This is a genomic window from Streptomyces sp. NPDC045026 (genome assembly GCF_056432625.1).
The window spans coordinates 557657-583545 of sequence record NZ_JBWKIS010000001.1 but is presented as its reverse complement, the minus strand read 5'-3'; the positions used below and the strand labels follow the sequence as shown (position 1 = coordinate 583545).

25 protein-coding genes and 1 tRNA gene are annotated in these 25889 nt (G+C 69.2%); 12 read left to right on the top strand and 14 right to left on the bottom strand.

Translation table 11 applies throughout. The annotated features are described in order from the left end of the window. The first annotated feature begins 73 nt into the window (after window positions 1-73). Window positions 74-658 (top strand): GrpB family protein, encoded by a 585-nt coding sequence (locus AC07EJ_RS02585; RefSeq protein ID WP_389481687.1) that lies wholly within the window; start codon window positions 74-76, stop codon window positions 656-658. A gap of 135 nt (window positions 659-793) precedes the next feature. Beyond that, window positions 794-1894 (top strand): HAD family hydrolase, encoded by a 1101-nt coding sequence (locus AC07EJ_RS02580; RefSeq protein ID WP_389481684.1) that lies wholly within the window; start codon window positions 794-796, stop codon window positions 1892-1894. On the opposite strand, the gene AC07EJ_RS02575 is transcribed toward AC07EJ_RS02580, so the two are convergent. After that, complete coding sequence (locus AC07EJ_RS02575; protein ID WP_478883585.1) at window positions 1777-2205, bottom strand: ankyrin repeat domain-containing protein; 429 nt, start codon at window positions 2203-2205, stop codon at window positions 1777-1779. The two genes, AC07EJ_RS02580 and AC07EJ_RS02575, sit on opposite strands and share 118 nt — an antisense overlap. Before the next feature lie 98 nt (window positions 2206-2303). Then, window positions 2304-3248 (bottom strand): aldo/keto reductase, encoded by a 945-nt coding sequence (locus AC07EJ_RS02570; RefSeq protein WP_393585149.1) that lies wholly within the window; start codon window positions 3246-3248, stop codon window positions 2304-2306. An 84-nt stretch (window positions 3249-3332) separates the two neighbouring features. Here AC07EJ_RS02570 and AC07EJ_RS02565 point away from each other — a divergent pair, with 84 nt between their 5' ends. Beyond that, window positions 3333-3962 (top strand): TetR/AcrR family transcriptional regulator, encoded by a 630-nt coding sequence (locus AC07EJ_RS02565; protein ID WP_478883584.1) that lies wholly within the window; start codon window positions 3333-3335, stop codon window positions 3960-3962. Between the two features lie 71 nt (window positions 3963-4033). Here the strand turns inward: AC07EJ_RS02565 and AC07EJ_RS02560 are convergent, their stop codons facing one another. The 3 genes from AC07EJ_RS02560 to AC07EJ_RS02550 all read right to left on the bottom strand — a co-directional run bounded on the left by AC07EJ_RS02560 (window position 4034) and on the right by AC07EJ_RS02550 (window position 6002). Then, on the bottom strand, window positions 4034-4705 hold the full coding sequence (locus tag AC07EJ_RS02560) for a TetR/AcrR family transcriptional regulator (RefSeq protein ID WP_478883583.1): 672 nt from the start codon (window positions 4703-4705) through the stop codon (window positions 4034-4036). 143 nt (window positions 4706-4848) lie between these two features. Then, window positions 4849-5085, bottom strand: a complete 237-nt coding sequence (locus tag AC07EJ_RS02555; RefSeq protein ID WP_393585147.1) for a chaplin — start codon at window positions 5083-5085, stop codon at window positions 4849-4851. Between the two features lie 137 nt (window positions 5086-5222). Then, window positions 5223-6002 (bottom strand): SDR family NAD(P)-dependent oxidoreductase, encoded by a 780-nt coding sequence (locus AC07EJ_RS02550; protein WP_478883582.1) that lies wholly within the window; start codon window positions 6000-6002, stop codon window positions 5223-5225. Window positions 6003-6216: 214 nt separating this feature from the next. Here AC07EJ_RS02550 and AC07EJ_RS02545 point away from each other — a divergent pair, with 214 nt between their 5' ends. Beyond that, the gene (locus AC07EJ_RS02545; protein WP_389481669.1) at window positions 6217-6702 is read left to right on the top strand and encodes a hypothetical protein; all 486 of its coding nucleotides are present in this window, start codon (window positions 6217-6219) and stop codon (window positions 6700-6702) included. Here the strand turns inward: AC07EJ_RS02545 and AC07EJ_RS02540 are convergent. Further along, a complete protein-coding gene (locus tag AC07EJ_RS02540; RefSeq protein WP_478883581.1) occupies window positions 6672-7082 on the bottom strand; it encodes a Fur family transcriptional regulator in 411 nt (136 codons plus the stop codon). The two genes, AC07EJ_RS02545 and AC07EJ_RS02540, sit on opposite strands and share 31 nt — an antisense overlap. Before the next feature lie 511 nt (window positions 7083-7593). Here AC07EJ_RS02540 and katG point away from each other — a divergent pair. Further along, window positions 7594-9825, top strand: a complete 2232-nt coding sequence (gene katG / locus AC07EJ_RS02535; protein ID WP_389481667.1) for a catalase/peroxidase HPI — start codon at window positions 7594-7596, stop codon at window positions 9823-9825. Window positions 9826-9945: 120 nt separating this feature from the next. Here katG and AC07EJ_RS02530 read toward each other — a convergent pair whose 3' ends face one another. Next, a complete protein-coding gene (locus AC07EJ_RS02530) occupies window positions 9946-10497 on the bottom strand; it encodes an HPP family protein (protein WP_389481665.1) in 552 nt (183 codons plus the stop codon). Between the two features lie 336 nt (window positions 10498-10833). On the opposite strand from AC07EJ_RS02530, the gene AC07EJ_RS02525 reads away from it, so the two are divergent. Together AC07EJ_RS02525 and AC07EJ_RS02520 are read left to right on the top strand one after the other, a co-directional pair. Continuing rightward, window positions 10834-11409 (top strand): PH domain-containing protein, encoded by a 576-nt coding sequence (locus AC07EJ_RS02525; RefSeq protein ID WP_478883580.1) that lies wholly within the window; start codon window positions 10834-10836, stop codon window positions 11407-11409. 210 nt (window positions 11410-11619) lie between these two features. Continuing rightward, window positions 11620-12564, top strand: coding sequence for a hypothetical protein (locus AC07EJ_RS02520; protein ID WP_478883579.1), 945 nt, complete (start codon window positions 11620-11622; stop codon window positions 12562-12564). Between the two features lie 170 nt (window positions 12565-12734). Here the strand turns inward: AC07EJ_RS02520 and AC07EJ_RS02515 are convergent, their stop codons facing one another. The 5 genes from AC07EJ_RS02515 to AC07EJ_RS02495 form a co-directional block, all read right to left on the bottom strand. After that, window positions 12735-14024 (bottom strand): YhgE/Pip domain-containing protein, encoded by a 1290-nt coding sequence (locus AC07EJ_RS02515; protein ID WP_478883578.1) that lies wholly within the window; start codon window positions 14022-14024, stop codon window positions 12735-12737. A gap of 248 nt (window positions 14025-14272) precedes the next feature. Further along, window positions 14273-14346, bottom strand: a tRNA-Met gene (locus AC07EJ_RS02510). Between the two features lie 60 nt (window positions 14347-14406). Next, a complete protein-coding gene (locus AC07EJ_RS02505; protein ID WP_389481654.1) occupies window positions 14407-15744 on the bottom strand; it encodes an enolase C-terminal domain-like protein in 1338 nt (445 codons plus the stop codon). A 40-nt stretch (window positions 15745-15784) separates the two neighbouring features. Next, window positions 15785-17122, bottom strand: a complete 1338-nt coding sequence (locus tag AC07EJ_RS02500) for a gluconate:H+ symporter (RefSeq protein ID WP_389481652.1) — start codon at window positions 17120-17122, stop codon at window positions 15785-15787. Window positions 17123-17215: 93 nt separating this feature from the next. Then, window positions 17216-18175, bottom strand: a complete 960-nt coding sequence (locus AC07EJ_RS02495; protein WP_478883577.1) for a 5-dehydro-4-deoxyglucarate dehydratase — start codon at window positions 18173-18175, stop codon at window positions 17216-17218. 129 nt (window positions 18176-18304) lie between these two features. Here AC07EJ_RS02495 and AC07EJ_RS02490 point away from each other — a divergent pair, with 129 nt between their 5' ends. Beyond that, complete coding sequence (locus AC07EJ_RS02490) at window positions 18305-19087, top strand: IclR family transcriptional regulator (protein WP_478883576.1); 783 nt, start codon at window positions 18305-18307, stop codon at window positions 19085-19087. Window positions 19088-19118: 31 nt separating this feature from the next. Here AC07EJ_RS02490 and AC07EJ_RS02485 read toward each other — a convergent pair whose 3' ends face one another. Next, entirely contained in the window at window positions 19119-19994 is an 876-nt protein-coding gene (locus AC07EJ_RS02485) for a LysR family transcriptional regulator (RefSeq protein WP_389481644.1), read from the bottom strand. Between the two features lie 206 nt (window positions 19995-20200). Here AC07EJ_RS02485 and AC07EJ_RS02480 point away from each other — a divergent pair, with 206 nt between their 5' ends. From AC07EJ_RS02480 to rox, 4 genes are all read left to right on the top strand, one after another. Beyond that, window positions 20201-21382 (top strand): L-talarate/galactarate dehydratase, encoded by a 1182-nt coding sequence (locus tag AC07EJ_RS02480; RefSeq protein WP_478883575.1) that lies wholly within the window; start codon window positions 20201-20203, stop codon window positions 21380-21382. 199 nt (window positions 21383-21581) lie between these two features. Then, window positions 21582-22505, top strand: a complete 924-nt coding sequence (gene kdgD / locus AC07EJ_RS02475; RefSeq protein WP_389481640.1) for a 5-dehydro-4-deoxyglucarate dehydratase — start codon at window positions 21582-21584, stop codon at window positions 22503-22505. A gap of 234 nt (window positions 22506-22739) precedes the next feature. Next, complete coding sequence (locus tag AC07EJ_RS02470) at window positions 22740-23240, top strand: hypothetical protein (protein ID WP_389481638.1); 501 nt, start codon at window positions 22740-22742, stop codon at window positions 23238-23240. 609 nt (window positions 23241-23849) lie between these two features. After that, window positions 23850-25277 carry a rifampin monooxygenase gene (rox, locus tag AC07EJ_RS02465; RefSeq protein ID WP_478883574.1) on the top strand — a complete coding sequence of 476 codons (1428 nt, stop codon included), beginning with the start codon at window positions 23850-23852 and terminating at the stop codon, window positions 25275-25277. On the opposite strand, the gene AC07EJ_RS02460 is transcribed toward rox, so the two are convergent. Then, on the bottom strand, window positions 25241-25735 hold the full coding sequence (locus tag AC07EJ_RS02460; protein WP_389481634.1) for a hypothetical protein: 495 nt from the start codon (window positions 25733-25735) through the stop codon (window positions 25241-25243). The two genes, rox and AC07EJ_RS02460, sit on opposite strands and share 37 nt — an antisense overlap. Window positions 25736-25889: the final 154 nt, after the last annotated feature.

The following is a 25889-nucleotide window of genomic DNA, read 5'->3' as shown; positions in this document are numbered from 1 at the left end:
GTGAGATCTTCGTGTCCTGACAGGTGAGGGCGGTACGGCCGGACGGTAGCGTGCCATCACATGCCGTTTCCCGATGAGGTCGTCTCCCCCCTTGGCAGTCGTGGACCACCGGTCGCAGTGGCCATCGGAGTTCGAGCAGTTGGCCAGGCAGTTGCGTGTGGCCATGGGTGGGGTGCCCGTGGCCATCGATCACGTGGGGTCCACCTCGGTGCCGGGTCTCGCGGCCAAGGACTGCATCGACGTCCAGATCCGGGTGCCTTCGATCGACGAGGCGCGGGACGTCGCCCTGCTCTCGGCGATCGGCTTCCGGTGTCGGCCCGAGCCGTGGAACCGCACGGAGGTGTCGGGCGGGATCCCGTGCCGCAAACTCGTCTTCGCACCTCCGGCCGGCGCCAGGGCCTGCAATGTCCATCTCCGGGAGAGCGCAGGCGCAGGTGCCCGCTACGCGCTCCTGTTTCGCGACTACCTGCGGGCCGACGCGCCCGCCCGGCGGGCCTGGGGAGCGTTCAAGCAGAGGCTGGCGGCGAGCGTGCCCGACCTGTTCGACTACGGTCGGATCAAGGCGCCCGCCACCGAAATCCTGATGGCGGCGGCCGAGCGGTGGGCGGCGGACACCGCCTGGTTCGTACCGCCGCAGACCCCTCCGGAATCCCCGTGACCGCGAGCGGCAGCCGATGCGCCAACTCCCTTGACCGCCGCAGACACCGACATCACGCCTACCCCCGCCCCTCATCCCCAATCCATGATTTCGATCATGGGTAATCGGAGCGCTTTCCCCCTAGCATTGCGGGCCGTGAACAGACACCCGAAGCGCAAGAAGCTCGTCCTCCTCGGCGTGGCGGGCGCCCTCACCGGTGCGGTGGTCGCAGCCGGCGCCATGTGGCCGGACACCGAGGCCACGGCGGCGGCGGACGGCGCACAACAGCGTTCCGTGGCGGCGGAGCTCAAGCACTGGCCGGCGCCCGCGGCGAAGAAGCTGGCGAAGGTCATCGCAGCACATGACCACCAGGGCGCGTACGCGGTCTTCGACGCGGACAACACCACGTACCGCAACGACCTCGAAGAGGCTCTGCTCCCCTTCCTGGAGATGAAGGGCGTCCTGACGCGCGACACCATGGACCCGTCCTTGAAGATCATTCCTTTCAAGGACACAGCCACGCACAAGGAGACGCTGACCGAGTACTACGCCCGCCTGTGCGACATCGATGACCAGGTCTCGTATCCGTGGGCCGCGCAGATCTTCTCCGGGTTCACGTTGAAGCAACTCAAGGGCTACATCGATGAGTTGCTGGCCTATGACAAGCCGCTGCCGGGCGGGGTGAAGCCGCCGCAGTTCTCGACGGGCATGCAGGAGCTCTACCGCACGCTGAGCAAGCACGGCATCAAGGTGTACGTCGTGAGCGCCGCGAGCGAGGACCTCGTACGGATGGTGCTCGCCGATCCCAAGTACGGCTACGGTGTGCGGCCCGAGAACGTACTGGGCGTCTCCGCCCTGCTCAAGGATCGCAAGACGGGTGAAGTGACCAGCTCCCGCAAGGAGATCGCCGCGGGCCACTACGACCAGGCGAAGCTGGCCGATCACGAACTGACGCCCACCCTCTGGGCGCCCGCCACCTGGTACGAGGGCAAGCTCGCCGCGATCAGCACGTACATCGACGCCTGGCAGAAGCCGATCCTGGCCGCGGGCGACACCCCGAAGAGCGACGGCCCGATGCTGCTGCGGTCGACGGACGTGGAACACGGCGGCGTGCGCGTGTGGGTCAACCGCAAGGACAGCTACATGAAGGAGATCGACGGCATGAAGGCCGCGGGGGCGAAGCGGCAGAAGGAGCTGGGCCAGAAGGTCACGGCGGACAAGCGTTGGCTGACGGTGACGCCGGAACAGATCCGCTGACGCAGATCGCCGACCTGGGGTCGCCAAGGATCGGCCCCGGCGGCGGCCAACGCCCGTGCAGTGTCCGGCCGGTTCTCCATGACCGCCTCCCAGAGCGCGGCCGTCCCGTCGTCGAGCGCGTCCACATCCCGTACGCGTCGCGCCAGTTCCGCCACGACCTCCGGTGAGCCGAAGGCCGCCGCCCGGTGCAACGGCCGTCCCCCGCCGCACACTTCAGGGTCAGCGCCCTGATCGAGGCGCCGCCGGATGCTGTCGGCGTCCTTCCAGTCCGCCCATTTCACGCCTGACCAGCCGCTGTTGACCTCTGCCATCGTCCGCCCTCCCCCACTGCACGGGCAGCTCATCGCACCGTCCCCGTACGAACACCATCGCAGAGGGGTCTGACAACGCCGGTCCCTGGCGCGGTCGATCAGCCGAGGCGCACGTCCGCCGAGCGCGACGGAACGGCGTCGAGCGAGGCGACCATCGCCTCGTCGAGCACGATCGCGCCGGCCGCGATATTGGCCTCGAGATGGTCGGGGTCCGCGGTCCCCGGGATGAGCAGCGTGTTCGGGGAGTGCCGGAGCAGCCAGGCCAGACCGACCTGCGACGGCGTGCTGCCGAGGGACTGCGCGACAGCCAGTACCGCGGGCTCCTCCGTCACCTTGGGAATGCCCGGGAACGCGCCGCCCAGCGGGAAGTAGGGCACCCAGGCGATTGCCTCGGCGGCGCACATCTCCACCATGGTCTCGTCGTCGCGCGACACGAGGCTGTACGCGTTCTGGACGCACACGATGCCCGCCGGAATCGCCCGGCGCAGGCCCTCGGCCGTCACGCTGCTCAGCCCGATCGCGCCGATCATGCCCTCGTCGCGCATCGCGGTCATGGCCGCGAGCTGGTCGTCGATGTCGACCACCTGGTCGCCCTCGGCCCGGAGCCCGGGTCCGGAGTCGAGCCGCCGCAGGTTCACCACCGGGACCTGGTCGACACCCAGGGATTTGAGGTTGTCCTCGACACTCGCCCGGAGCTCCTCGGGCCGCTGCGCGGGACGCAGGGGGATGCGACCGCCCGGATCGGGGTCGGCGCCGACCTTGCTCACGACGAGTACGCCGTCCTCGGGGCGGAGCGCCTCGCGCAGGAGTCCGTTGACCAAGGTGTTGCCGTAAAAGTGAGCGGTGTCGATGTGATCGACGCCGAGCTCGACCGCGCGGCGCAGGAGGGCAAGGGCGCCGCGGCGGTCGTCGCGCAGGCGCTCCAGCTGCATCGCGCCGAAGCCGACGCGAGAGACCGTGCGGCCCGCGAGCTGTCCGGGGCCGCCGGGGCGCGTCGAGCCCGTGGCCGTGGTGTCTGAGGAAGGAGTGCCGGTGGTCGTCAAAGGAAGTCGCTCCTGTGGGACGATAGGCGTAAGCGGAGGAACCTCCGCTCTCTCGACCGTACCACTACCGGAGGGACCTCCGCTTTGACTCCGCCGGAACCGACGCCCACCGGCGCCCCCGCAGACGCGCCCCCGCCCGCCGACCGCGGCGAACGCCCCCTGCGCGCGGACGCTCTGCGCAACCGCGAGAACCTCGTGACCGTCGCGCGGGCAGCCTTCGCCGCCGCCGAGGGCACCGTCGCCCTGGAGGCCATCGCCCGCGAGGCCGGCGTCGGGATCGGCACGCTCTACCGCCACTTCCCCACCCGCGAGGCGCTCCTCGAGGCCGTCTACGCCGCCGAGCTCGACGCCGTCACCATGAGCGCTCCCGCGCTGCTCGCAGAGCTCCCGCCCGATGTCGCGCTCCGCGCCTGGCTGGACAACTACGCGAAGTTCACGGCGACGAAGCGCGGAATGATCGACACGCTGCGCGCCGGCTGGGCCTCGGGACGACTCACGACCCCGACCACGCGCGAACGGATCACGGCCGCGATCCGGACGATCCTGGCGGCAGGAGCCGAAGCGGGCTCACTCCGCGGCGACGTCGACCCGGACGACGTCACCGCGATCGTCCTCGGAACGTTCCTGTCGACGGCCGCCACCGGCACGCCCGAACAGACCGGCCGAATGCTCGACCTCGTCGTCGATGCCGTGCGCCCGAAGTCTCAGCGCTAGGTGCTCTCGTTTGGATCATGCCGGGCTCGAGGGGCCTGGTTCCTGATCCGGCCTGATCCGAACGAAAGACCCTAGGGGCGGCGGAGGCCATCGGCCGGATCGTCACTCCGCGTCGGATCCGCGTCGGAATTGCCGAGCAGCTCCAACGTCGTGTCCAGCGCCGCCTCCAGATGGGCGATGCTGCCGGTGGCCATGAGGACGCTCACCCCGCCCTGCACCGTGGCGACCAGGGTGGCCGCCGTACGGTCGGCGTCCAGCGCGGGGTCCATCCGCCCGCTTTCCTGCATGCACCGCACTCCGTCCCGCAGCGCGGCCTGCCACTGGGCGAGCAGTTGCCCGGTCAGCTGCTGCGATGCGGGCGTTCTGCGGCCCAGCTCGGTCATGAGCACGCCCAAGGGGCAGGTGACGCCCTGCCGTTCGTAGCGCCGGACGACCGCGTCGCGCCAGTCCCGCCAAGCCTGCCAGGTGTCCAGCCTGCCGAGGTCGTCCAGGTGGGGCTGCTGGTCCGCCAGGATCCGGTCCGCCTCCAGGGCGGCGACGGCGAGGAGCAGTTCGTCCTTGCCGCCGGGGAAGTAGTGGAAGATCTGACTCTTGCTGGTCGCGGTGCGGGCACGGATGTCGTCGAGGGTCGTCGTGGCAGCGCCCCGCTCCCTGATCTCCGCGGCGGCGCCCTCGACGATGCGTAGCCGGGTCGCGGCACCTTTCACGGTCAGGCGCGCTGCTGTCGTCCCGCTGGCGGTCATGGATTCCCTCGCTGCCACTGTGGACCTGCTGGTCCATTTTACGTGGCAGCGGCCGGGCCACCCGGCTACGGCCGGACCGGTACGGGGCTGGGCCCGCCCAGGGGTTCCCCGGGCGGGCCCAGCGGTGCTGCTCCGGCGTCAAATCAGTCGTTGGAGCAGTGGTTGCCGAGCGCCGGGTCCAGCAGGCCGATGACGCTGATCGAGTTGCCGCAGACGTTGGCGTCCACGTCGATCGGTACCTGGATGACGTTGCCGGAGACGAAGCCGGGCGAGTTGGCGGCAAGGCCGTCCGCATCGCCGTCGGCGCTGGCCACGCCTGCCCCTGCGAGGGCGGTGACGGCGCCCAGGGCGGCAGTGACGATATAGGTCCGGATACGCATTCTTCTCCTCAAGTGAGATGACGGTACTTCCGAACCAATAACACCCTTATCACCCTCCGCACGCTATTCATTGCACCCATCAGGGGCGTCGGGCAGCGGGCCTCCGGGGGCGGATGCAGAGACTCGCATTCGGGCGGTCAGCTCGGGAACATCCCCGCCGTCGCATGGATCCACGTACCCGTGACCGAGGAAGCGGCGTCCGACGCGAGGAACGTGGCGAGCGCGGCAATGTCCGCGATCCGCGGCGAACGCTTCGTCATGCGCAGGCTGTCGAGGTGCGCGAGCACCCCCTGCAACGCCGCCTCGTCCATGTCCGGTGCGCCGGCCCCGGCCAGCTTCTCCGGCGTCAGCGTGTCGGCGACACCCGCGGTCCAGATGCCCACGGCACGCACGCCGGACGGGCCGAGCTCCTGGGCGAGCTGGCGGATCAGCGCGTCCATCGCGCCGTCTGCGGCGCCGGTACCGCCCAGCATCGGGGTGCCGTTCCTGGAGCCGCTGTCGAGGGAGAGGATCACTCCCCCGCCCTGGGTGACCATGCGCCGGGCGGCGGCTCGCGCGGTGATGAACTGACAGGAGATGCCCTGCACGACCGGCCGCGTGTAGTCGTCGACGGACATGTCCGTGAGCGGGATGCCCTGCAGGTCGCCTCGCGGCACGAGGTTGATGGAGATGTCGATCCGGCCGGCCCGCTCGACGACCGCGTCCGCGTGCGCCTCCACGGCCGCCTCGTCCAAAGCGTCGACGACGTCGTACTCCGCACCCACCTCGGCCGAAGCCTTCCGCAGGGTGTCCTCCGTGCGCCCCGCCAGGAAGACCCGCGCGCCCGCGCCCGCGTACGCCCGTGCCACACCCGCCCCCAGGGAGCCGGCTCCGCCGTAGATGACCGCGGCCTTGTCCTTCAGCGCGTCCGTGAGCATGGGGCGTCGTCCTTTCCTCGGACGGACGCCGCGTGCGTCCGCTGCTTCATATGACTCATCGTCCGCCGGAACTCATCGCCGCACCGGCAGATTGTTCCGCGGAGCGACACCCCATGGGGTGAAGGTTGCGGTCCCGCCCGTTGGCCGCCGAGGACAAGTGGGAGGGGTTGGGAGGGGGATGGACGTACTCCAGCCACCGGAACGAGGTCGTCACATGCTCCGCACCAGGTTCCTGTCCGTCACCACCGCATCGCTGCTCGTCTGGCTCGGTTCGGCGGCTCCAGCGGTCTCCGAACCGCCCGACGCCACGGTCACCGTCACCTCTCCGGCCGCCGACTCCGTGCACCCCGTGAACAGCAGTCTGTTCGTCGGGTGGCGCAACGGCACAGGGCAGGAGGTCGACGTCTGGCTGGCGCAGGAAGACGGCGACGGCGGGGTGCAGCGCCTGTTCAAGCTGGCCTCGAAAGCGAGCAGCAAGCCGGCGAGTGAACTGGTCGCGGCGGTGCCCGCGGTGCCGGACGGCGCCGGTTACACCGTCGAGGTCACGACCCGGGACACGGGCGTACGGGGCTACAGCGCCCCCTTCGGGGTGGGCCCGGTTCCAGCCGACGACCCGGCCGGCGGCACCGGCTCCGGCTCCGAAAAGGCCGCCGCGCCGCTCAGCTGGATTCAGGCGCAGGACGGGCACAGCCCGCGGTAGGTCACCTCGACCTTGGACACCCTGAAGCCGAACCGCTCCTGCGCCGGGAGGCCGGACAGCGGATCGCCGGTCGGACGGACGTCGCGGATGATTCCGCAGTTGGAACACACCAAGTGCTGGTGCGGCTGGTGCGCGTTCGGGTCGTAGCGCTTCGCCCGGCCGTCGGTGGAGACCTCTACGACCTCGCCCAGAGCGACCAGCTCGCCCAGCGCGTTGTACACGGTCGCTCTGGAGATCTCGGGCAGCCGCTGCACCGCGCGGGCGTGCACCTCGTCGGCCGTGAGATGCACATGATCACCGTCGAGAACCTCCGCCACGACGCGCCGCTGAGAGGTCATCCGCCAGCCACGCCCCCGCAGTCGCTCAAGCAGGCCACTCATATCGGTTCACCTTTTCAGGTTCGGTGGGTTACCCGAGGTTGACCGGCGCACTCCCGGTCCCATCGGAAATGCGGTTGGTGCACTTCTTGACTTGGATTCTGTCCATCGTAGGATCGGTTATGGCGATAGCCAAGGGACAGGAAGACTCCAGTGCGGCAGGAGACAGAAGTTGATCACCTCCGAGGGGCGCGCGGTCGTGCGTCGGTCGTTGTTCTCTGCACGCCGCGCGAAGCCCTCCGCGCCCTCGACTCGGCCGGATTCGTACCGCTTCGCCGCGCTCTGAGCCGTAGTGTCGAACCGTCCCGGAAGATCGCGGCCTCGCGATCGACGCGATCCGCTCGATCGGCACCCGCGTCTCGATCGCCCCGGCCCGCGCGATCGTCCAGATTGACTCGATTGCCTCGATTGCCTGGATCGACAAGGCTGAGGCCAACCACGGGGCCCGCGCCCCACCCGTTCCACCGCCGTAGTTCCTGAGCAGTGTGATCCGCCCCGTCCGGAAGGATTTCCCATGTCTGAGAACCAAGATGCGATCGTCACAGACGCGAAAACAGAGGGCGGAGGAGGCTGCCCGGTCGTGCACGGCAGCGCCCCGTACCCGACGCAGGGCAACGGCGCGAACAGCCAGTGGTGGCCGGAGCGGCTCAATCTGAAGATCCTTGCCAAGAACCCTGCCGTGTCCAACCCCCTCGGCGAGGACTTCGATTACGCCGCGGCGTTCAAGACCCTCGACCTTGCCGAGGTCAAGCAGGACATCGCGGAGGTGCTGACCACCTCGAAGGACTGGTGGCCCGCCGACTTCGGCCACTACGGCCCGTTCATGATCCGCATGGCGTGGCACAGCGCCGGCACCTACCGGATCAGTGACGGCCGCGGTGGCGCCGACACCGGGCAGCAGCGCTTCGCCCCGCTCAACAGCTGGCCGGACAACGGGAACCTCGACAAGGCCCGCCGTCTGCTGTGGCCGGTCAAGAAGAAGTACGGCAAGAACCTGTCGTGGGCCGACCTCATGATCCTCACGGGCAACGTCGCCCTGGAGACGATGGGCTTCGACACCTTCGGCTTCGGCGGCGGACGTGTCGACGCCTGGGAGCCCGACGACGACGTCTACTGGGGTCCCGAGACCACCTGGCTCGGCGACGAGCGCTACACGGGCGACCGTGAGCTGGAGAACCCGCTCGCCGCGGTCCAGATGGGCCTGATCTACGTCAACCCGGAGGGCCCGAACGGCAACCCGGACCCGATCGCCGCGGCCCGCGACATCCGTGAGACGTTCCACCGGATGGCGATGAACGACGAGGAGACGGTCGCCCTGATCGCCGGCGGCCACACCTTCGGCAAGACCCATGGCGCGGGCCCCGCGGAGGACGTCGGTCCCGCTCCCGAGGCCGCCCCGATGGAGGAGATGGGCCTCGGCTGGAAGAACTCGTTCGGTACCGGCAAGGGTGACGACGCGAACACCAGTGGTCTCGAGGGGATCTGGACGAACACCCCGACCACCTGGGACAACACCTTCTTCGACATCCTCTTCGGCTACGAGTGGGAGCTCTTCAAGAGCCCCGCCGGCGCCAACCAGTGGCGGCCGAAGGAGGGCGCGGGGGCCGGCAGCGTACCCGACGCCCACGACGCGTCGAAGAGCCACGCACCGACGATGCTCACGACCGACCTCTCGCTCCGGTTCGACCCGACCTACGAGCCGATCTCGCGCCGGTTCCACGAGAACCCGGCCGAGTTCGCGGACGCCTTCGCCCGCGCGTGGTTCAAGCTGACCCACCGCGACATGGGCCCGATCGTGCGCTACCTCGGCCCGGAGGTCCCGAGCGAGGAGCTGCTGTGGCAGGACCCGCTGCCCGCGGTGACGCACCCGCTCGTCGACGCCGCTGACGTCGCCGCCCTCAAGGGCCAGCTCCTGGCCTCGGGCCTGACGGTCTCTCAGCTCGTGTCCACGGCCTGGGCCTCGGCCTCGTCCTTCCGCGCCAGCGACAAGCGCGGCGGCGCGAACGGTGCGCGCATCCGCCTCCAGCCGCAGAGCGGCTGGGAGGTCAACCAGCCCGACGAGCTGGCGGCCGTGCTGCGTACGCTGGAGGGGGTCCGCCAGACCTTCAACAGCGCCCAGTCCGGTGGCAAGCAGATCTCGCTCGCCGACCTGATCGTGCTCGCGGGTGCCGCGGGCGTCGAGAAGGCCGCGAAGGACGCGGGCTCCGACGTCCAGGTCCCCTTCAGGCCGGGACGTGCGGACGCCACGCAGGAGCAGACGGACGTGGAGTCGTTCTCCGCGCTCGAGCCGTCCGCCGACGGGTTCCGCAACTACCTCGGCAAGGGCAACCGCCTGCCTGCCGAGTACCTGCTCATCGACAAGGCGAACCTGCTCGACCTGAGCGCGCCCGAGCTGACGGTCCTCGTCGGAGGCCTGCGCGTCCTCGGCGCGAACTACGGGCAGTCGACGCACGGCGTCCTCACCACGACCCCCGGGTCGCTGACCAACGACTTCTTCGTCAACCTCCTCGACCTGGACACGACGTGGAGCGCGACGGCCGGCGACGCGAACACCTTCGAGGGCCGTGACTCCGCGGGCAAGGTCCAGTGGACGGGCACCCGTGCCGACCTCGTCTTCGGGTCGAACTCGGAGCTGCGCGCGGTCGCGGAGGTCTACGCGAGCGATGACGCGAAGGAGAAGTTCGTGAAGGACTTCGTCGCCACGTGGGACAAGGTCATGAACCTGGACCGGTTCGACCTCTCCTGATCACGCCTGATCACGAAGTCCAGGCCGGCCCGCAGTGGGCCGGCCTGGACTTCGGCGTTTGCGCATCATGACGCCGGTAATTCCGGCGCGATGCGCGGCGTCCGGAGGTCACCACCGGTATCACCACCAGTACGCCGGGTACTTCGGCGCCCCACGGCGTACGCGAGAGGCCGCGAAGCCGGTCAGGACGAGCAGCACGGTGGAGCCGAACAGCAGCGGTACGAAGCGCCCTGGGGCGGGCGTCTGGAGCACGACGATCACGGCGGTGGCACAGGCCGCCGAGTGCGGGGTACGGGCGAGCATCGTCGCGGCGAGGGTGATGCCTCCCGCGAGTGCCGCCGTCCACGGGCTGCTGTTGGTCAGCGCGAGGACCGCGTAACCGGACCCGGCCCCGAGCAGGTGGCCGATGACGATGCTCCGGGGCTGGGCCAGGGGCAGGGTGGGCGCGCTGTGCACGAGGGCGGCGCTCGCGGCCAGCGGCGGTATCAGGACCGGCTCATGGATCATCGCGCCGATCGCCACGAGCCCGAGCAGGACCGCGGTGACAGCGCTGATGCTGTGGATGGCGGCGGCCGCGGTGGGACGGGCCGGTGCCCGGCCGGATCGGCGCCGCGGGCGGGGCGAATCGGGGACAGAAGGGGGCTGCGGGCGCAGCACGGAATCGGTGCTCACGGTGACGTTTTCTGGGGCAGGCGGCTCACGGCCGGCAGGACGACGGGAGAAGGAGCGGTCGTAGCTGCGCGGAGCACACCTCTGTGATCAACAGTGGTTCTGACCTTGCGCCTGTCCGGGTGGGACCGGCACAGTCCAGCTGCGACTTTACCCGCTGAGCCGGACGCGCCAGGCATGGGGCGGCCGATCCCACCGGGCGATGGCCGCCGCCTGAAGCGCTTCCGCTGTCACACGCGCACACACCGCCTCAGAGCCACGGCGGCCTTACCTCACCCTGGACAGACCCTGACCGCGAGCTTGTTGAACGGACTCGGTGCGGGCGGCAGCATTCGGCCCATGGACGAGCCGGGCGCTGCCTACGAGATCCGCTACGGGTGGAACTCCCCCGCCTGGCTGGCTCTGGCGTTCGCCCTGCTCATCGGCGCGGGATTCGCCCCCGGCGCCGCACCTCCGGGGAACGACCATGTCGAGCTGCTCCTCGCGCCGTACGTGGCGCTGGTCCTGCCGGCCGCCGCCCTCCGACGGACCGCCGTACGTATCGACCCCCAGGGCATCACCCTGAGGGGCCTGCTGTTCTTCCGTGGACCGGAGTTCCTCCCCTGGTCGGAGATCGTGTCCGTCAGCCTCTCCAACGGCGTGCGAGAGCCGGGACGCTTCCGGCTTCCCGAGCTCGAAGTGCGTCACCGCAAGGGGCCCACCCCGCGAGGGGAGCCGGCCGCGCCGCCCGAGCTGCGCGCATTCGATGCCTATCTGTCGACGCATGTGGATCCCGACTTCGTCGAGTCGTTCAGGGGAACCCAGGAGTCCACCCGTTCCATGGCTCTGTGCAAGGTGGACGCCGAACGCCTCAAACAGGCCATACAGGCCTTCGCCCCCCAGGTCCACGTCTTCGGGGATGTCGACCGGCTATGACGATGCCGCCGAGGATCCGGCTGAACGCGTGCATTATGAACGGGAGTTGAGTGACCATGTAGGCGCCTGCAGAGACGGCACCCGGCAGGCCCGGCAGCGATCGACAGGTACGGGGACGAGGGAGTCATGGCCAGACGCGAGGGGCCACCGCCGCCGTACTCTGCGGCACCGGCGGCGTCCCGTTTTGGTTCCGGATGGTTTCCGTGGACGGTGCTCGCGGTTCTGATCGCCCTGGTCTCCGGACTGTTCCTACTCCTCGGCGGCGGCGAAGGGGGAAGCGGCCACCCACCCGTGGGCAGCCCACCCGGAGGCAGCAAACAGCAGACCTACGTCGACGAGATCGACGAGGCACGGCAGCAGCTCTTCAAGGGCGAACTCGTCCGCACCAGTACGAAATCGCTGCATCTCGTGGCCGGTGGCGACCCGCTCCCGTTCCAGGCCCAGATCCTGGGCAGTTGGCGCTCGGACGGTCCCGGCGAGACACACTCCCCGACCAGCGCCGGTGCCCAGATCGGCGTGAAGCTGCACTGCTCGGGCGCCCAAGTGCGGTGCACGCCGCTGTCGTCGGAGCGTCAGAACGTCCTCTCCAAGAAGGACAAGGCGACGTGGCTGTGGGATGTGAGTGCCAAGAAGGCGGGGACGGTCACCATGTCCGTGACGGTGACCGCCTACTACCGGGACAGCGACACCGTGCTCTTCGAGGAATCGCCCGCGACCACCCACGTCAAGGTGGCAGCGCCGCCCGGCGACAGCTTCGCATGGGTCACCCAGGCATGGCGGTGGATCGTCGGCGCGATCACGAGCCTGGGCGGCCTCGCCGTATCGGTGACCGGCGTCGTCACCCTGGCCGTCATGGTGGCCCGAAGGACAAGCCCGGCAACCGACCCCGAACCCGGCAACGACGACAGCAACGCGAACGCCAACTCGCCTTCCGGAGCGAAGCAGAGCGCCGCGACACTACGTGAGGCCAAGGTCACAGTTTCGCGCGGAGCGGCCGACTCCACCCCCAATTTCCCAGGTCAAGGGCCGCCCACAGAGCAACTTCCGCCCTCCGCCTCGTGGCGCAGCGACGCCGATTGTCACACCGACCCTCTAGGCTTCTTCACATGTCCACCACTCCGATCCCTGGTTCCGTGCGGTCCGCCGACGATCTGAACGAAGAGATTCGCTGTCTGATGCTGTGCAGCGGTGGCCGGTTGAGCGCGGAGCAGCGCCGGGAGTACGAAGTTCTCGTCATCGAATGGTCCGCGGCGATACGTGGCGAGGTTGTGAAGGCCGCGTAAGACCCGGGCCGACCCACCCCTGCCGGTCCCCCGCGCTCAGCGTCACCCGGAAGGCTGCGGGGTCATGCGGTGCAGCCCCTTGCGGTCGTAGTAGCGGGTCATCGCGAACCCGAAGGCCGCGGAGACGACGGCACCGATCGCGATCATGATCCAGGCGCGCAGGAGACCGGCATCGGCCCGCGCTTCGAAGAAGAGGATGGCTCGGACTCCGCCGCTGAGCTGCCTCATCGGTTCGAAAACGGCGAGGAAGCGATAGAAGCCGGGGACCGCCTCCAGCGGAATGGTCGCTCCGGATGACGGCAGGCCGAGGACGATGAACACGAACATGGACACGAGCTGGCCGATCCCGCCGAAGGCCGCGTTGATGGCCTGGACGCCCAGGCCGACCGCCAGGGTGGCGCAGTAGGAGAAGACCCACAGCAGCGGCAGGTGGGAGGCGTCCATGCCGAGGATCCCGACGGTGGCCAGCATGATCAGTGTGGTGGTGAGCAGCGTGATGCCGGCGGTCATGGCCATCTTCAGCAGCAGCGTCTGCGTACGGCTGATCGGCACGGTGGGGCGGCGGGCGTGCCAGGGGCCGACCTCACTGTCGGCGTAGCCGAGAGCGGTGTCGACGCCCGCGCTGGTGAGGTTGGCGCCCAGGAAACCGGTCAGGACGAGCAGCAGGGTGTAGTAGAAGGCGCTCAGGCCAAGGCCGCTGTGGCTTCCGATCGGGTGCCCCACCTGAGTGGTGACACTGATCGGGTCCGCCAACAACAGACGTGCGGTGGGGGTGACTTGACGGTCGGCGTTGGCCGCCGTCAGCTGTTTGCCGATGGTCCGGGAGGCCTGCTCGGCTGCCGTCGTGCTGATCCGGCCGGCAAGGGAGGAGCCGAGGCTGCCCATGCCGGGGTTGGTCAGCACGGTCATCGTCGGCCGCTGCGTGGCCTTGCTGGTGGTGAGCGCGGCAATGGAGTCGGTGAAGTCGGGTGGGATGACGAGCGCGCCGTAGATCTTGCCTGATCCCAGCTCGTCCTGGGCCTTGCCGCGAGTGAGCGGATGCCAGTCGACCGTGCCGCCGGAGGTGTCGGCGAGGGCGGCCTGTGCGACCTGCGTCCCCAGGTTCTGGCTCTGCCCTGGCAAGGGTCTGCCCCGGTCCGAGTTGACGAGCGCGATGGGCAGGTTCTGGAGGTCCCGGTTGGGGTTGACGATGCCGCCCATGTAGAGCAGGGACAGCAGCAGTGCCAGCAGCCCGGTCAGAACAGTGGGCACCAGCCACAGCTTCGGGCGACGCAGGAGTGCGCAGGCGCGCGCCGTGGCTGCGGCATGGCGGGTTGCGCTGTCGTCGTCCATGGTTCTCCTCTGTTCGCGGCGTCGGGCCCGGTGATCGCGCCTCGACCCGCGGCCGGAAAAGCAGGATTGAGGTGCAGTTGTCACCTTCTCTGCCGCGGCGGCCGTCCACGACGACCAACACGGCCGAGGACGTACGGCCCGGGGGCGTCACGCTCCGGCCGCGAGTGGCCGGTTCGGCGATACGGCCGGAAGGCCCTCACAGACGCAGCAAGGCCCGGATCCAGAAGGATCCGGGCCTTGGCCGTCAGTAGCGGGGACAGGATTTGAACCTGCGACCTCTGGGTTATGAGCCCAGCGAGCTACCGAGCTGCTCCACCCCGCGTCGGTAGACACCACCGTACGCCATCGCAGCCGGTCCCCATGACCACGTGCTCGCGGAGGGCTAGCGGACGAGGCAAGGGCGCTTGCTGTCGAACTGCCAGTCCGGGACGAGGTACCGCATCCCGACGGCGTCGTCGCGCGCGCCGAGGGCCTTCGTCCTGTAGAGGTCGTGGGCCGCGAGGAGCCGGTCCATGTCGAGCTGGACGCCCAGGCCCGGGGCATCGGGGACGGCGATCTCACCGTCGACGATCCGGGGCGGGGCGGTGGTGAGTCGCTCCAGGCCTTCCTGCCAGATCCAGTGCGTGTCCAGGGCGTTGTACTCGCCGGGGGCGGCGGCCCCGCAGTGGGTCACCATGGCGAGGGAGATGTCGAAGTGGTTGTTGGAGTGGCAGCCCCAGGTCAGGCCCATCGCGTTGCAGAGCTGGGCCACACGGACCGAGCCCTGCATGGTCCAGAAGTGCGGGTCGGCCAGGGGGATGGAGACCGACTGGAGCGCCAGGGCGTGGGTGAGCTGACGCCAGTCCGTGGCGATCATGTTGGTCGCCGTGGGCAGGCCCGTGGCGCGGCGGAACTCGGCGAGGATCTCCCGGCCGGAGTAGCCGCCTTCGGCTCCGCAGGGGTCCTCGGCGTAGGCGAGGATGCCGGACAGGGGCGTGCACAGTTCGATCGCCTCGCGCAGCGTCCACGCGCCGTTGGGGTCGAGGGTGATCCTGGCCTCGGGGAAGCGGTCTTTCAGCGCAGTTACGGCCTTGACCTCCTCGGCGCCTTCCAGGACGCCGCCCTTGAGCTTGAAGTCGCGGAATCCGTAGCGGTCGTACGCGGACTCGGCCTGGCGGACGATCGCTTCGGGTGTGAGGGCCTCTTCGTGCCGGACGCGGTGCCAGTCGACTGCCGAGTCGGGTTCACGGACGTATTCCAGGTCGGTGCGGCCGGGGTCGCCGACGTAGAAGAGGTAGCCCAACACCCGTACGGAGTTGCGCTGTTGGCCGTCGCCGAGGAGGGCCGCGACGGGGACTTCGAGGTGTTGGCCCAGGAGGTCGAGCATCGCCGATTCGACGGCGGTGACGGCGTGGACGGTGGTGCGCAGGTCGAAGGTCTGGGCGCCTCGTCCGCCTGCGTCGCGGTCGGCGAACCTGGCTCCGATCTCGCGCAGGACGCGCTTGTAGTCGCCCACCTTGGCGCCGACCACGAGGGACTCGGCGTCGCGCAGGGTCTGGCTGATCTTCTCGCCGCCCGGCACCTCGCCCAGGCCGGTGCGGCCCTCGGAGTCCTGGAGGACGACGATGTTGCGGGTGAAGTAGGGGCCGTGCGCACCGGAGAGGTTCAGTTCCATGCAGTCCCGGCCGGCGACCGGGTAGACGGCGAACGCGGTGACGGTCGGCTGCTTGCTCAAGGTCATTGCGGTTCCTGTGGTCGGAAGGTGTGGGGGTTGATGTGGGTCACAGGCTCAGGACGTCCAAGGCCCATTCCATGGCAAGTACGCCACCCAGGCCCAGTACCGCGAGCACGGTCGTGTACGTGGTCCTGACCTTGATCGCCTCGATGACCGAAAGGTTGAAGTACTCCTTGAAGAGCCAGAATCCGGGATCGTTCACATGGGAGAACGCGATCGACCCGCAGGAGACGGCGAGCACCATGATTTCGGGGTGGATCCCGCTGCCCGCGAGCAGCGGAAGCACCACACCGGACGCCGTGACGACGGCGACGGTCGCCGAGCCGAGTGCGACGCGGAGGATGACCGCGATGAGCCACGCCAGGATGAGGGGCGAGATGGCCCAGCTGTCCGTGACGTCCTTGATGTAGTCGGAGATTCCGCCCTCCACGAGGACGTTCTTGAAGGCGCCGCCGGCGCCGATGACCAGGAGGATCATCGCCATCGCCTGGGCCGCCGAGGCGCAGGAGGCACTGACGTCCGTAAGGCTGCGTCCGATGCGCGGCCCGAAGGCCCAGATCGCCAGGAGCAGCGTCAGCATGAGCGCGATCGGGGCCGAGCCGATGAACGCGACCGCGTGCAGGAGCGGGCTCTCGCCGGACGTGACCATGTCGATCACCGCGGCGCCCGCGATCAGGACCACCGGGAAGAGGGCCACGAGCAGCGACCAGCCCATGCCGGGCATCTCTTCGTCGGTGAACTCGCGGTCACTGACAAGGCCCTTGGGGATGGACGGGTTCATCGCCTGCACGAACGGCAGGCGCGGCCATGCGAGGGCGATGAGCGCTCCGGCCGGCACTGCGATGAAGAGGCCGTAGAACAGGGTGTGTCCGACGGAGGCGTGGAAGGTCGCGGCGACGGCGGTGGGGCCGGGGTGCGGCGGGAGGAAGCTGTGCATGGTGGACAGGGCGATCGACATCGGCAGCCCGACCCACAGCAGCTTCGCGCCGGTGACCCGCACGAGGGTGAACGCGATGGGCACGATGATGATGAAGGCGACCTCGTAGAACATGGTGACGCCGATGAGCATGGACGTGACCACCATGGCCACCTGGACCCAGCGCGGCCCGAAGGCGTCGAGCAGCCGGTTGGCTATTCGCTGCGCCGCTCCGGAGTCCCCCATGACGCGGCCGACCATGGCGCCGAGGCCGATGGTCAGCATCGTGTCGCCGATCTGTCCGCCGATGCCCTCCGAGAGGACGTCCGGGATCGTCGCCGCCGGAATCCCCTGGACCAGCGCGACGCCGATCGCCACGAGGAGGAGTGCGGCGAACCCGTTCATTCGCAGCCTGGTCATGAGGAAGAGCAGAATCAGAACGCTGATTCCCACTACGACGAGAGGCAAGTCAGTTCCCCTTTGAACTGTGGATTGCGGGTCAGGCAGGTACGGGGGTAAGCGCGTCGAAGCGGCGGGGCTTCAACTACGCGCTGGTGGCGGTCAGTTGACGCGCCGCACCGCTCCGACCAGGTTCAGCCCGGCGTCGAGGACCTTCTCGAGATCCGCGAGGTCGGCGGCGGAGGGGTCGGTGAGCGGAGCGCGTACGGGACCGACCGGGAGGCCGCGCAGCCGGGCAGCGGCCTTGACCAGGGAGACGGCGTAACCCGGGACGCGGTCGCGCAGCTCCACCAGGGGAACGTAGAAGTCGCGCAGCAGCTTGTTCACCGCCTCGTCGTCGCCCGCGCGCAGTGCGGTGAAGAAGGCGTTCGCGATCTCGGGCGCGAAGGCGTGGACCGCGGAGGAGTAGGCGGGCACGCCGACGGTTGCGTAGGCGCGGGCCTGCATCTCGGCGGTGGCGGCGCCGTTGAAGAAGAGGAAGCCGTCGGGTGCGGCGAGTGTCAGGCGCTGGAGCCGGTCGAGGTCCGAGTGCCCGTCCTTGAGACCGATGACGGTGGGGATCTCGGCGATCCGGCGCAGGGCATCGGCGTCGAACGTGACCTGGTCGCGCTGGTACGCGATCAGCGGCAGCGGGGTGCCGGCGGAGATCCGCCGCAGCTGCTCCACCAGTCCGTCCTGCGGAGCGCCGACCAGGTAGTGCGGCAGCACGAGCAGGGCGTCCGCGCCTTCGTCCTGCGCGATCCGGGCGAACCGCAGCGCCTGCGACCAGCCGTAGCCGATGCCCGCGACGACCGGCAGCCGCCCGTCGGCGACCTCGACCGTGACTCTGACGACCGCCCGGTACTCCTCCTCGTCCAGCGAGAAGAACTCCCCGGTACCGCAGGCGGGGAAGACCACACCCGGCGCGTTGGCCAACTGGGCGGTCAGATAGGTCCGGTAGGCGTCCAGGTCGAGGCTGCCGTCGCCCCGAAGACTCGTGAGCGGGAAGGACAGCACCCCCCGCGCCATCCCGTCACGCAGCTTCTGTGCGACGTCCTCGGGTTGCGTACCGACCTCGTTCATAGATCTGATCCCCATATGCAGATGGCGTCCATGTATGAGAATGGAGGCTAAGTCGGTGAACTGGCCGGGTCAATGGGGGAGGCACCGCGGATTTACGATGACCGGCACCGGGAAGCAGGGGGAACGCACATGGCATCAGGGGTCCGCGGGGTGAAGTCGGCGCTGCGCACCGTCGCGCTGCTGGAACTGCTCGCGGCGCGGGGCGACCGGCCCGCACGCCTGGACGAACTCGCCGAGGAACTGGACGTGCCGCGCAGCAGCATGTACCAACTGCTGCGGACCCTCGTCGACTGCGGCTGGGCGCGCACGGACACCACCGGCTCGCTGTACGGGATCGGGATCCGCACCCTTCTCACGGGTACGAGCTACCTCGACAGCGATCCCCGCGTGCGCGCCGTGCGCCCGTACCTCGACGAGGCGTCGGACGCGCTCGGCGAGACGATCCACCTGGCGCGACTCGACGGTCCGCACGTCGTCTATCTCGCGACCCGCGAGTCCCACGAATACCTGCGCACCATCAGCCGCGTCGGCCGCCGGGTCCCCGCGCACGCCGGAGCCCTCGGAAAGGCACTGCTCGCCGAGCGTGCGGACAGCGAACTACCGCTCAGTGACGGCCCGTTGGCCGCCCTGACGGAGAACACGCACACCGACCGCGCCGCGTTGCTCGCCGACCTGGCGGGCGTCCGCGAGCGCGGCTACGCCATCGACCACGAGGAGACGGTGACCGGCATCGCGGGCTTCGGCTTCGCTCTGCGGTACGAGTCCCCGGCGGCCGACGCCATCAGCTGCTCGGTTCCGGTCGCCCGCCTCACCGGGGAGCGCCAGGAACACGTCGTCGCCGTGATGCGGGACGTACAGACGAAGATCGAGGCGGTGTTGTCGCCTCACTCGGGGGCGCCCGACTGGCGGTGAGGCGCTGCGTCGGGGTGAGCCCTGAGCTTCGTCACAGGTGCCGGAGCAGGGCCTCCAATGCCGGATTGTCGTTGTTCTTGCGCCACACCAGATTCAGCTCGACTGGCTTGGGCTCCCTGAGAGACAGCGGCTTGAAGGTGATCCCGCTGAACCTCATCTGGGCCGCCGCCTCCGGGACGAGAGCGATGCCCCAGCCGGCGTTCACCATCGCCAGAATGCTGTGCACCTGGCTGAGGTACTGGGTGAAGACGGGCGCGACCTTGGCGGCGCGGAAGATGCTGACGAGCAGCTCGTGGAAGTAGCGGGCCTCGACGGGCGAGTACATCAGCAACTGCTCCCCGTCGAAGTCCTCCACGCGCAGGTCGCCCTCGCGCACGGCGAGCGGATGGCCGGTGGGCAGGGCGGCGAGCAGGCCTTCCCTGACGGCGGGCCGGGTCTCCAGGTCGGGCCCGGTGTTCGCGGGGCGGATCATGCCCAGGTCCAGGGAGCCTTCGGTGATGGCCTCCAACTGGTCGCGGGTGACCATTTCACGCAGCACCACCTCCACGCGGGGCAGGGCCGAGCGGGCCACTTCGAGCAGTGTGCCGAGGGCCGAGTTCGCGCTGGCCGCCGTGAACCCGATGGCGATGGCCCCGGCCTCACCGGCTGAGACCTGCCGTACGGCGAGTGCCGCGTGCTCGGACTGGCGCAGGATGTGGCGCGCCTCGTTGAGGAAAGTGCGGCCTGCCGGGGTGAGCCGCACGGACCGGTTGGTGCGGTCGAGCAGCTGTACGCCCAGGTCGTGCTCGAGGAGTTGGATCTGCCGGCTCAGCGGGGGCTGCGTCATCTGAAGCCGCTCCGCGGCGCGGGTGAAGTGCAGCTCCTCGGCCACCGCCACGAAGCTCACGAGCTGTGCCAGCGTGAACAATGATTCTCTCCGGGTATCAGCGCATGCAAAATTGGTCTTGGACGTGGATCAATCGCCGACTCTAGCTTCAGGGGGAGTCAACGCCTCCGTCGGCCGCAGACCGGCAGCCGCCCGCGCCGGCAGCGGCCCGCACCCGCCCACCGGCACCGCCACGCGCGTGCAGCATGCCCGCCGGTCGCAGCCGCCTCACACCCCAGGGACACGCAGTGGTGACCAAGACCCGTACGACCACCAACGCCGCGCACGCAGCAGGCGAGGCGACGCTCGACAGGATCTCCTGGATCAGGCTCTCCTCGGTCACCCTGCCGCTGGCCACGCCGATCAGCGACGCCAAGGTCCTCACCGGGCGTCAGAAGCCCATGACCGAAGTGGCCTTCCTCTTCGTGGAACTGGAGACCGAGCAGGGGCACGAGGGCATCGGCTTCAGCTACTCCAAGCGGGCCGGCGGGCCCGGCCAGTTCGCTCACGCCAGGGAGATCGCCGACAATCTGCTCGGCGAGGACCCCAGCGACATCGGCAAGATCTGGACGAAGCTGGCCTGGTCCGGCGCCTCGGTGGGCCGCAGCGGTCTGGCCACGCAGGCCATCGCCGCGTACGACGTGGCCCTGTGGGACCTCAAGGCCAAGCGCGCGGGCCTGCCGCTGGCCAAACTCCTGGGCGCCCACCGCGACTCCGTACGCTGCTACAACACCTCCGGCGGCTTCCTGCACACCCCGACCGAGCAGGTGCTCGACAATGCCGACGCCTCCCTTGCGAGCGGCATCGGCGGCATAAAGATCAAGGTCGGCAACCCCGACCGCAAGCAGGACCTGCGCCGCCTGACCGCCGTACGCGAGCACATCGGCGACGACGCCCCGCTGATGGTCGACGCGAACCAGCAGTGGGACCGGCCGACCGCCCAGCGGATGGGCCGGGCCATGGAGGAGTTCGACCTCATCTGGATCGAGGAGCCGCTCGACGCCTATGACGCGCAGGGGCACGCCGCGCTCGCCGCGTCGCTCGACACCCCCATCGCCACCGGCGAGATGCTCGCCAGCGTCGCCGAGCACTGGGAACTGATCCGCAACAACGCCGCGGACATCATCCAGCCCGACGCCCCCCGCATCGGCGGCATCACGCAGTTCCTCAAGCTCGCGGCGCTCGCCGAGCACCACAACCTCCAGCTCGCACCGCACTTCGCCATGGAGATCCACCTCCACCTGGCGGCCGCTTACCCGATCGAGCCGTGGGTGGAGCACTTCGACTGGCTGGAGCCGCTGTTCAACGAGCGCCTCACCATCAGCGACGGCCGCATGCACGTCCCGTCCCGCCCCGGCCTCGGAATCACCCTCACGGACCAGGCCCGCGCATGGACCCAGGCCACCCACGAAGCCGGCAAGCGCCACTGACGCCACTTCACACAACGCCCTCTCGTCCGCGCTCCTCTTGGGGCGCGGACGAGCCATGTCTGGACGGCTCCCCTGCCGCCATACCGATCCGGTATCACTGGATGCGAAATCAGTGTTGGACCGGCATGACTCATTGCTCGTAGCGTCGTCACCAGGGGCACCCATCACGCCCCACCTCGACTCCAGGAGCAGAACGCAGATGTCGTCCTACACCCCGTCAGAACTCGGTCGGCGCATCGGCTCCGGCCTGCTGTCCTTCCCCGTCACCCACTTCACGGCCGACGGCCTCTCCTTCGACGAGGGTGCCTACCGGGACAACATCACGCGCCTGGCCGCGTACGAGGTGGGTGGCCTGTTCGCCGCAGGCGGCACCGGCGAGTTCTTCTCCCTGACCGGCGCCGAGGTCGAGCGCGTCGTCGCCGCAGCCGTACAGAGCGCCCCCGAGGGAACGCCCATCCTGGCCCCGGCCGGATACGGCACGCGCACGGCCGTCGAGTACGCGCAGGCCGCGGAACGTGCGGGCGCCGACGGCATCCTGCTCTTCCCGCCGTACCTCACCGAGGCCGGACAGGAGGGCCTGGCCGACCACGTCGAGGCCGTGTGCCGATCCACCTCGCTCGGCGTCATCGTCTACAGCCGCGCCAACGCCGTCTACACCGCCCCGACGCTCGCCCGGATCGCCGACCGCTGCCCCAACCTCATCGGTTACAAGGACGGCGTCGGCGACATCGACGCCATGACGCGGATCTCCACGCGCCTAGGCGAGCGCCTCACCTACATCGGGGGCCTGCCCACCGCGGAGACGTTCGCCCTCCCCTACCTCGAACTCGGCGTCACCACCTACTCGTCGGCCCTCTTCAACTTCCTGCCCGAGTTCGCTCTCGAGTTCTACGGCGCCGTCCGCGAGCGCAAGCACGACACCGTCACCAAGCTCCTCGACGGCTTCGTCCTGCCGTACACCGAGATCCGCGACCGGCGTCCCGGCTACGGGGTGAGCATCGTGAAGGCAGGCATGACTGTGGTCGGGCACGGCGCGGGCCCGGTCCGCCCGCCACTGACCGACCTGACGCCGGACGAACTGGCCGAGCTCAGCGCGCTGATCAACGGCCTCCCCACGGCCTGACGCCCCATCGGGACGCCGGCCTGAGTACGGATACCCGACCACCGCTCAGGCGCGATTTTGCCGTCATTTTTCCATCCGACCGCACAACCATTTCATGAATGCCATTCACGCCACGCACGCAAAAAGAATTCGAAGAATGGGGGAACTGGCGGGCCACAAGTGCAGTCTTATCCCGTGACCAGGAACCCGCAGGATTCACTGCGGCACCAAATGACGGGGAAGGTTTCACCGACCATGCACGCTCGCACCCGCACCGCTCTCTTCGCCTCCGCCGCAATCGCGGCCACGCTGTCCCTCACCGCGATCACCCCGGCCCTGGCCGGCACTTCCACCCACACCACGGCCGTCGCCTCCGCCCCCGCGCCGTCCCAGGGCGACCCGCGCAGCACCGTCAACCGCGTCGCCGACTTCTACGGCGCGTACATCGACTCGATCTGGGACAACGAGGACCCGGCCGCCGGCGCCAACGCCAAGGCGCTGCGCTCCTTCTACCTGTCGGCCGCGGCTCAGAAGAAGGTCGCCGCCTTCGAGGCGAAGGAGCACGCCGACGGCATCCTGTTCGCCCAGAACGTGCCCGTGAAGTGGAAGGTCGACTACACCGGTTCCGGTGCGGGCCACGCGACCGCGCTGGTCACGCTCACCTGGAGCGACGGCGCGAACCCCGAGGTCACCAAGATCAAGGTCCAGTCGGACCTCCAGACCCGCAAGATCACCGACCTGGCGCCCGCCGAGTAGTCCGCAGCACCGAGCGGTGGCCCGTACCGGACCAACCGGTACGGGCCACGTGCGTCTCCACTTCAAGGGACTCATCAAAAGGGCGCGCTTTATCGGTCCGGGAATGCCATCGCGCCTCCGTACCGGCTACCGGCTACCGGCTACCGGCTACCGGCTACCGGCGAATCACTTTCCGACTGGCCACTACGCACTCTTCAGCTACGAAGGCATTCGGTTCCTCGGAATGCGTTCTCGGCTTGAGGCTCTCAGAAGATGCAGGAAATTCGGGACGGCCGCCCTCGTGCCTCGACGCCGAAGACAACGGCCCCAAGAACCCCGCATGTGACCGTGGCGCCCAACCCCTCGCGCCACATCCGTCGGTCCGGCGGACGACAAAGGGCAAGAGAGTGTCCGCTCCCTTGCCCTCTCCAACTTATAGCGCACAGGGGGCCTTGCGGCAAGGCCCGGGGCGTGGCGCAGAATGACCGGCCTAAGCCAGGGCCTGCGGACATCAGGGATGCGGGGAGTACGTGCGCTCGGTTCATGTACGGGACATGCCTGATGGTCGTCGTCTTCATCGGACTTCGCGCAGCGCCCGGCCGACAGTCAACTCGTCACGTAGGGGATTTCATGATCGATGTCATCATCGCGGGCAGCGGACCGACCGGCTTGATGCTCGCCGGTGAGCTGCGGCTGCACGGCGTGAACGTGGTCGTGCTGGAGAAGCTGACCGCGCCGACCAAGGAGTCCCGCGGGCAGGGTCTGCACGCGCGCAGTGTCGAGATCATGGACCAGCGAGGCCTGCTGGACCGGTTCCTCGCGGTCAGCGAGAAGTTCAGCGCCGGCGGTCTCTTCGGCGGCATCATGAAGCCGTGGCCGGACCGGTTGGACACCGCGCACCCGTTCGGTGTCGCCGCCTCGCAGCCGGTCACTGAGCGGCTGCTCAACGAGCGTGCGCTCGAACTCGGGGCCGAGATCCGGCGCGGGTGCGAGGTGGCCGCGGTCAGCCAGGACGAGGCCGGAGTGACCGTCGAGCTGGCAGACGGCACGCAGCTGCGGTCGCGCTACCTCGTCGGTTGCGACGGCGGCCGCAGCCTCGTGCGCAAGCAGCTCGGGGTCGGCTTCACCGGTGAGCCGGCCACGGTCGAGACGCTGTTGGGCGAAATGCGGGCCACGGAGGATCCGGCGACGATCGCCGCCGTCGTCGAGGAAGCCCGCAAGACCCACCTGCGGTTCGGCCTCACCCCCCAGGGGGACGGCATGTACCGCATCGTCGTGCCCGCAGCGGAAGTTGCCGAGGACCGTGCGGCAGCGCCGACCCTCGATGACTTCAAACAGCAGTTGCGGGCGACCGCCGGCACGGACTTCGGCGTGCACTCGCCGCGCTGGCTGTCCCGATTCGGCGACGCCACCCGACAGGCCGAGCATTACCGGGTCGGCCGGGTGTTCCTGGCCGGGGACGCGGCACACATCCATCCGCCGACCGGCGGGCAGGGGCTCAACCTCGGCGCCCAGGACGCCTTCAACCTCGGCTGGAAGCTGGCCGCCGCGGTCAACGGCTGGGCGCCGCAGGGCCTGTTGGACAGCTACCACGTCGAGCGGCACCCGGTGGGCGCCCGCGTGCTGGACAACACCCGTGCGCAGATCACCCTGTTGGGGACCGATGCCGGCGCGACCGCGCTCCGGGAGCTGTTCTCGAAGCTGATGGACTTCGAGGAGGTGAACCGGTACGTGACCGAGATGATCACCGCGGTCGGGGTCAGCTACGACTTCGGCGAGGGCCACGAACTGCTCGGCCGCCGGATGCGGGACGTGGGGCTGAAGCGGGGGCGCCTCTACGAGCTGATGCACGAAGGGCGCGGTCTGCTCCTCGACCAGACAGGCCGGCTCTCGGTGGAGGGCTGGGCGGACCGGGTCGACCACGTCGTCGACGTGAGCGAGGAACTGGACGTGCCCGCGGTGCTGCTGCGGCCCGACGGCCACGTGGCGTGGGTCGGTGACAATCAGCAGGGTCTTCTCGGTCACCTGCCCAAGTGGTTCGGTACGCCTGCCAGTTGAGCCCTGCGTTCGCTGACGAACCCGGCCGTCACCACCAGTGCGCCGGCGCCGACGCCGAACGTGGCGGTGAGGCCGTTCAGCCACGCGTAGTAGCCACTGCTGCTGGAGTAGGTGCGTCCATCGTCCAGAACGCAGTCGAACGCCAGCGGCACATAGGAAGCCCGGTGCCCGACCAGGTGCCGGAGGGTGCTGCCGTCGACGTCGGCGTCGCGGCACGCGGGCGCCGGAGACGAGTCGGCGCCGCTCTCTGACTGGTGCTCGGACAGCTGGACACCGCCGAGCCCCAGCACGTACAACACGACTGCCGCTGCCGCCGCCATCGCTGCACCCCACCGCAGCAGATCCATCTTCCAGTCCACCCGGCGGCCGGGAAGGGCGACGGAGATGAGCTTGATGACCACCACGACGATCCAGACAGGGAGCGCGAGCAGAGCGGGCATTATCAGGATGACGAACACGAGCCAGGCACCCTTCACAGGCGTTCGGCGCGGGCGAGTTCATGGAACGCAGCTCGGCCGCCTTGACCGGAGTAGACCTTCGAACACTTCAACAGGTTGTGGTCGTCGTGGTCGTCACCTGATCGTCATGGGGCTGCGGGGCTGCTCACCGGGT

Bases quoted from the DNA above. Each gene is read 5' to 3' on its own strand.
- AC07EJ_RS02585 (WP_389481687.1), top strand. From the start codon at position 74: ATGAGGTCGTCTCCCCCCTTGGCAGTCGTGGACCACCGGTCGCAGTGG.
- AC07EJ_RS02575 (WP_478883585.1), bottom strand. From the start codon at position 2,205: ATGGCAGAGGTCAACAGCGGCTGGTCAGGCGTGAAATGGGCGGACTGG.
- AC07EJ_RS02560 (WP_478883583.1), bottom strand. From the start codon at position 4,705: ATGACCGCCAGCGGGACGACAGCAGCGCGCCTGACCGTGAAAGGTGCC.
- AC07EJ_RS02555 (WP_393585147.1), bottom strand. From the start codon at position 5,085: ATGCGTATCCGGACCTATATCGTCACTGCCGCCCTGGGCGCCGTCACC.
- AC07EJ_RS02550 (WP_478883582.1), bottom strand. From the start codon at position 6,002: ATGCTCACGGACGCGCTGAAGGACAAGGCCGCGGTCATCTACGGCGGA.
- AC07EJ_RS02545 (WP_389481669.1), top strand. From the start codon at position 6,217: ATGCTCCGCACCAGGTTCCTGTCCGTCACCACCGCATCGCTGCTCGTC.
- AC07EJ_RS02540 (WP_478883581.1), bottom strand. From the start codon at position 7,082: ATGAGTGGCCTGCTTGAGCGACTGCGGGGGCGTGGCTGGCGGATGACC.
- katG (WP_389481667.1), top strand. From the start codon at position 7,594: ATGTCTGAGAACCAAGATGCGATCGTCACAGACGCGAAAACAGAGGGC.
- AC07EJ_RS02525 (WP_478883580.1), top strand. From the start codon at position 10,834: ATGGACGAGCCGGGCGCTGCCTACGAGATCCGCTACGGGTGGAACTCC.
- AC07EJ_RS02515 (WP_478883578.1), bottom strand. From the start codon at position 14,024: ATGGACGACGACAGCGCAACCCGCCATGCCGCAGCCACGGCGCGCGCC.
- AC07EJ_RS02505 (WP_389481654.1), bottom strand. From the start codon at position 15,744: ATGACCTTGAGCAAGCAGCCGACCGTCACCGCGTTCGCCGTCTACCCG.
- AC07EJ_RS02495 (WP_478883577.1), bottom strand. From the start codon at position 18,175: ATGAACGAGGTCGGTACGCAACCCGAGGACGTCGCACAGAAGCTGCGT.
- AC07EJ_RS02490 (WP_478883576.1), top strand. From the start codon at position 18,305: ATGGCATCAGGGGTCCGCGGGGTGAAGTCGGCGCTGCGCACCGTCGCG.
- kdgD (WP_389481640.1), top strand. From the start codon at position 21,582: ATGTCGTCCTACACCCCGTCAGAACTCGGTCGGCGCATCGGCTCCGGC.
- AC07EJ_RS02470 (WP_389481638.1), top strand. From the start codon at position 22,740: ATGCACGCTCGCACCCGCACCGCTCTCTTCGCCTCCGCCGCAATCGCG.
- rox (WP_478883574.1), top strand. From the start codon at position 23,850: ATGATCGATGTCATCATCGCGGGCAGCGGACCGACCGGCTTGATGCTC.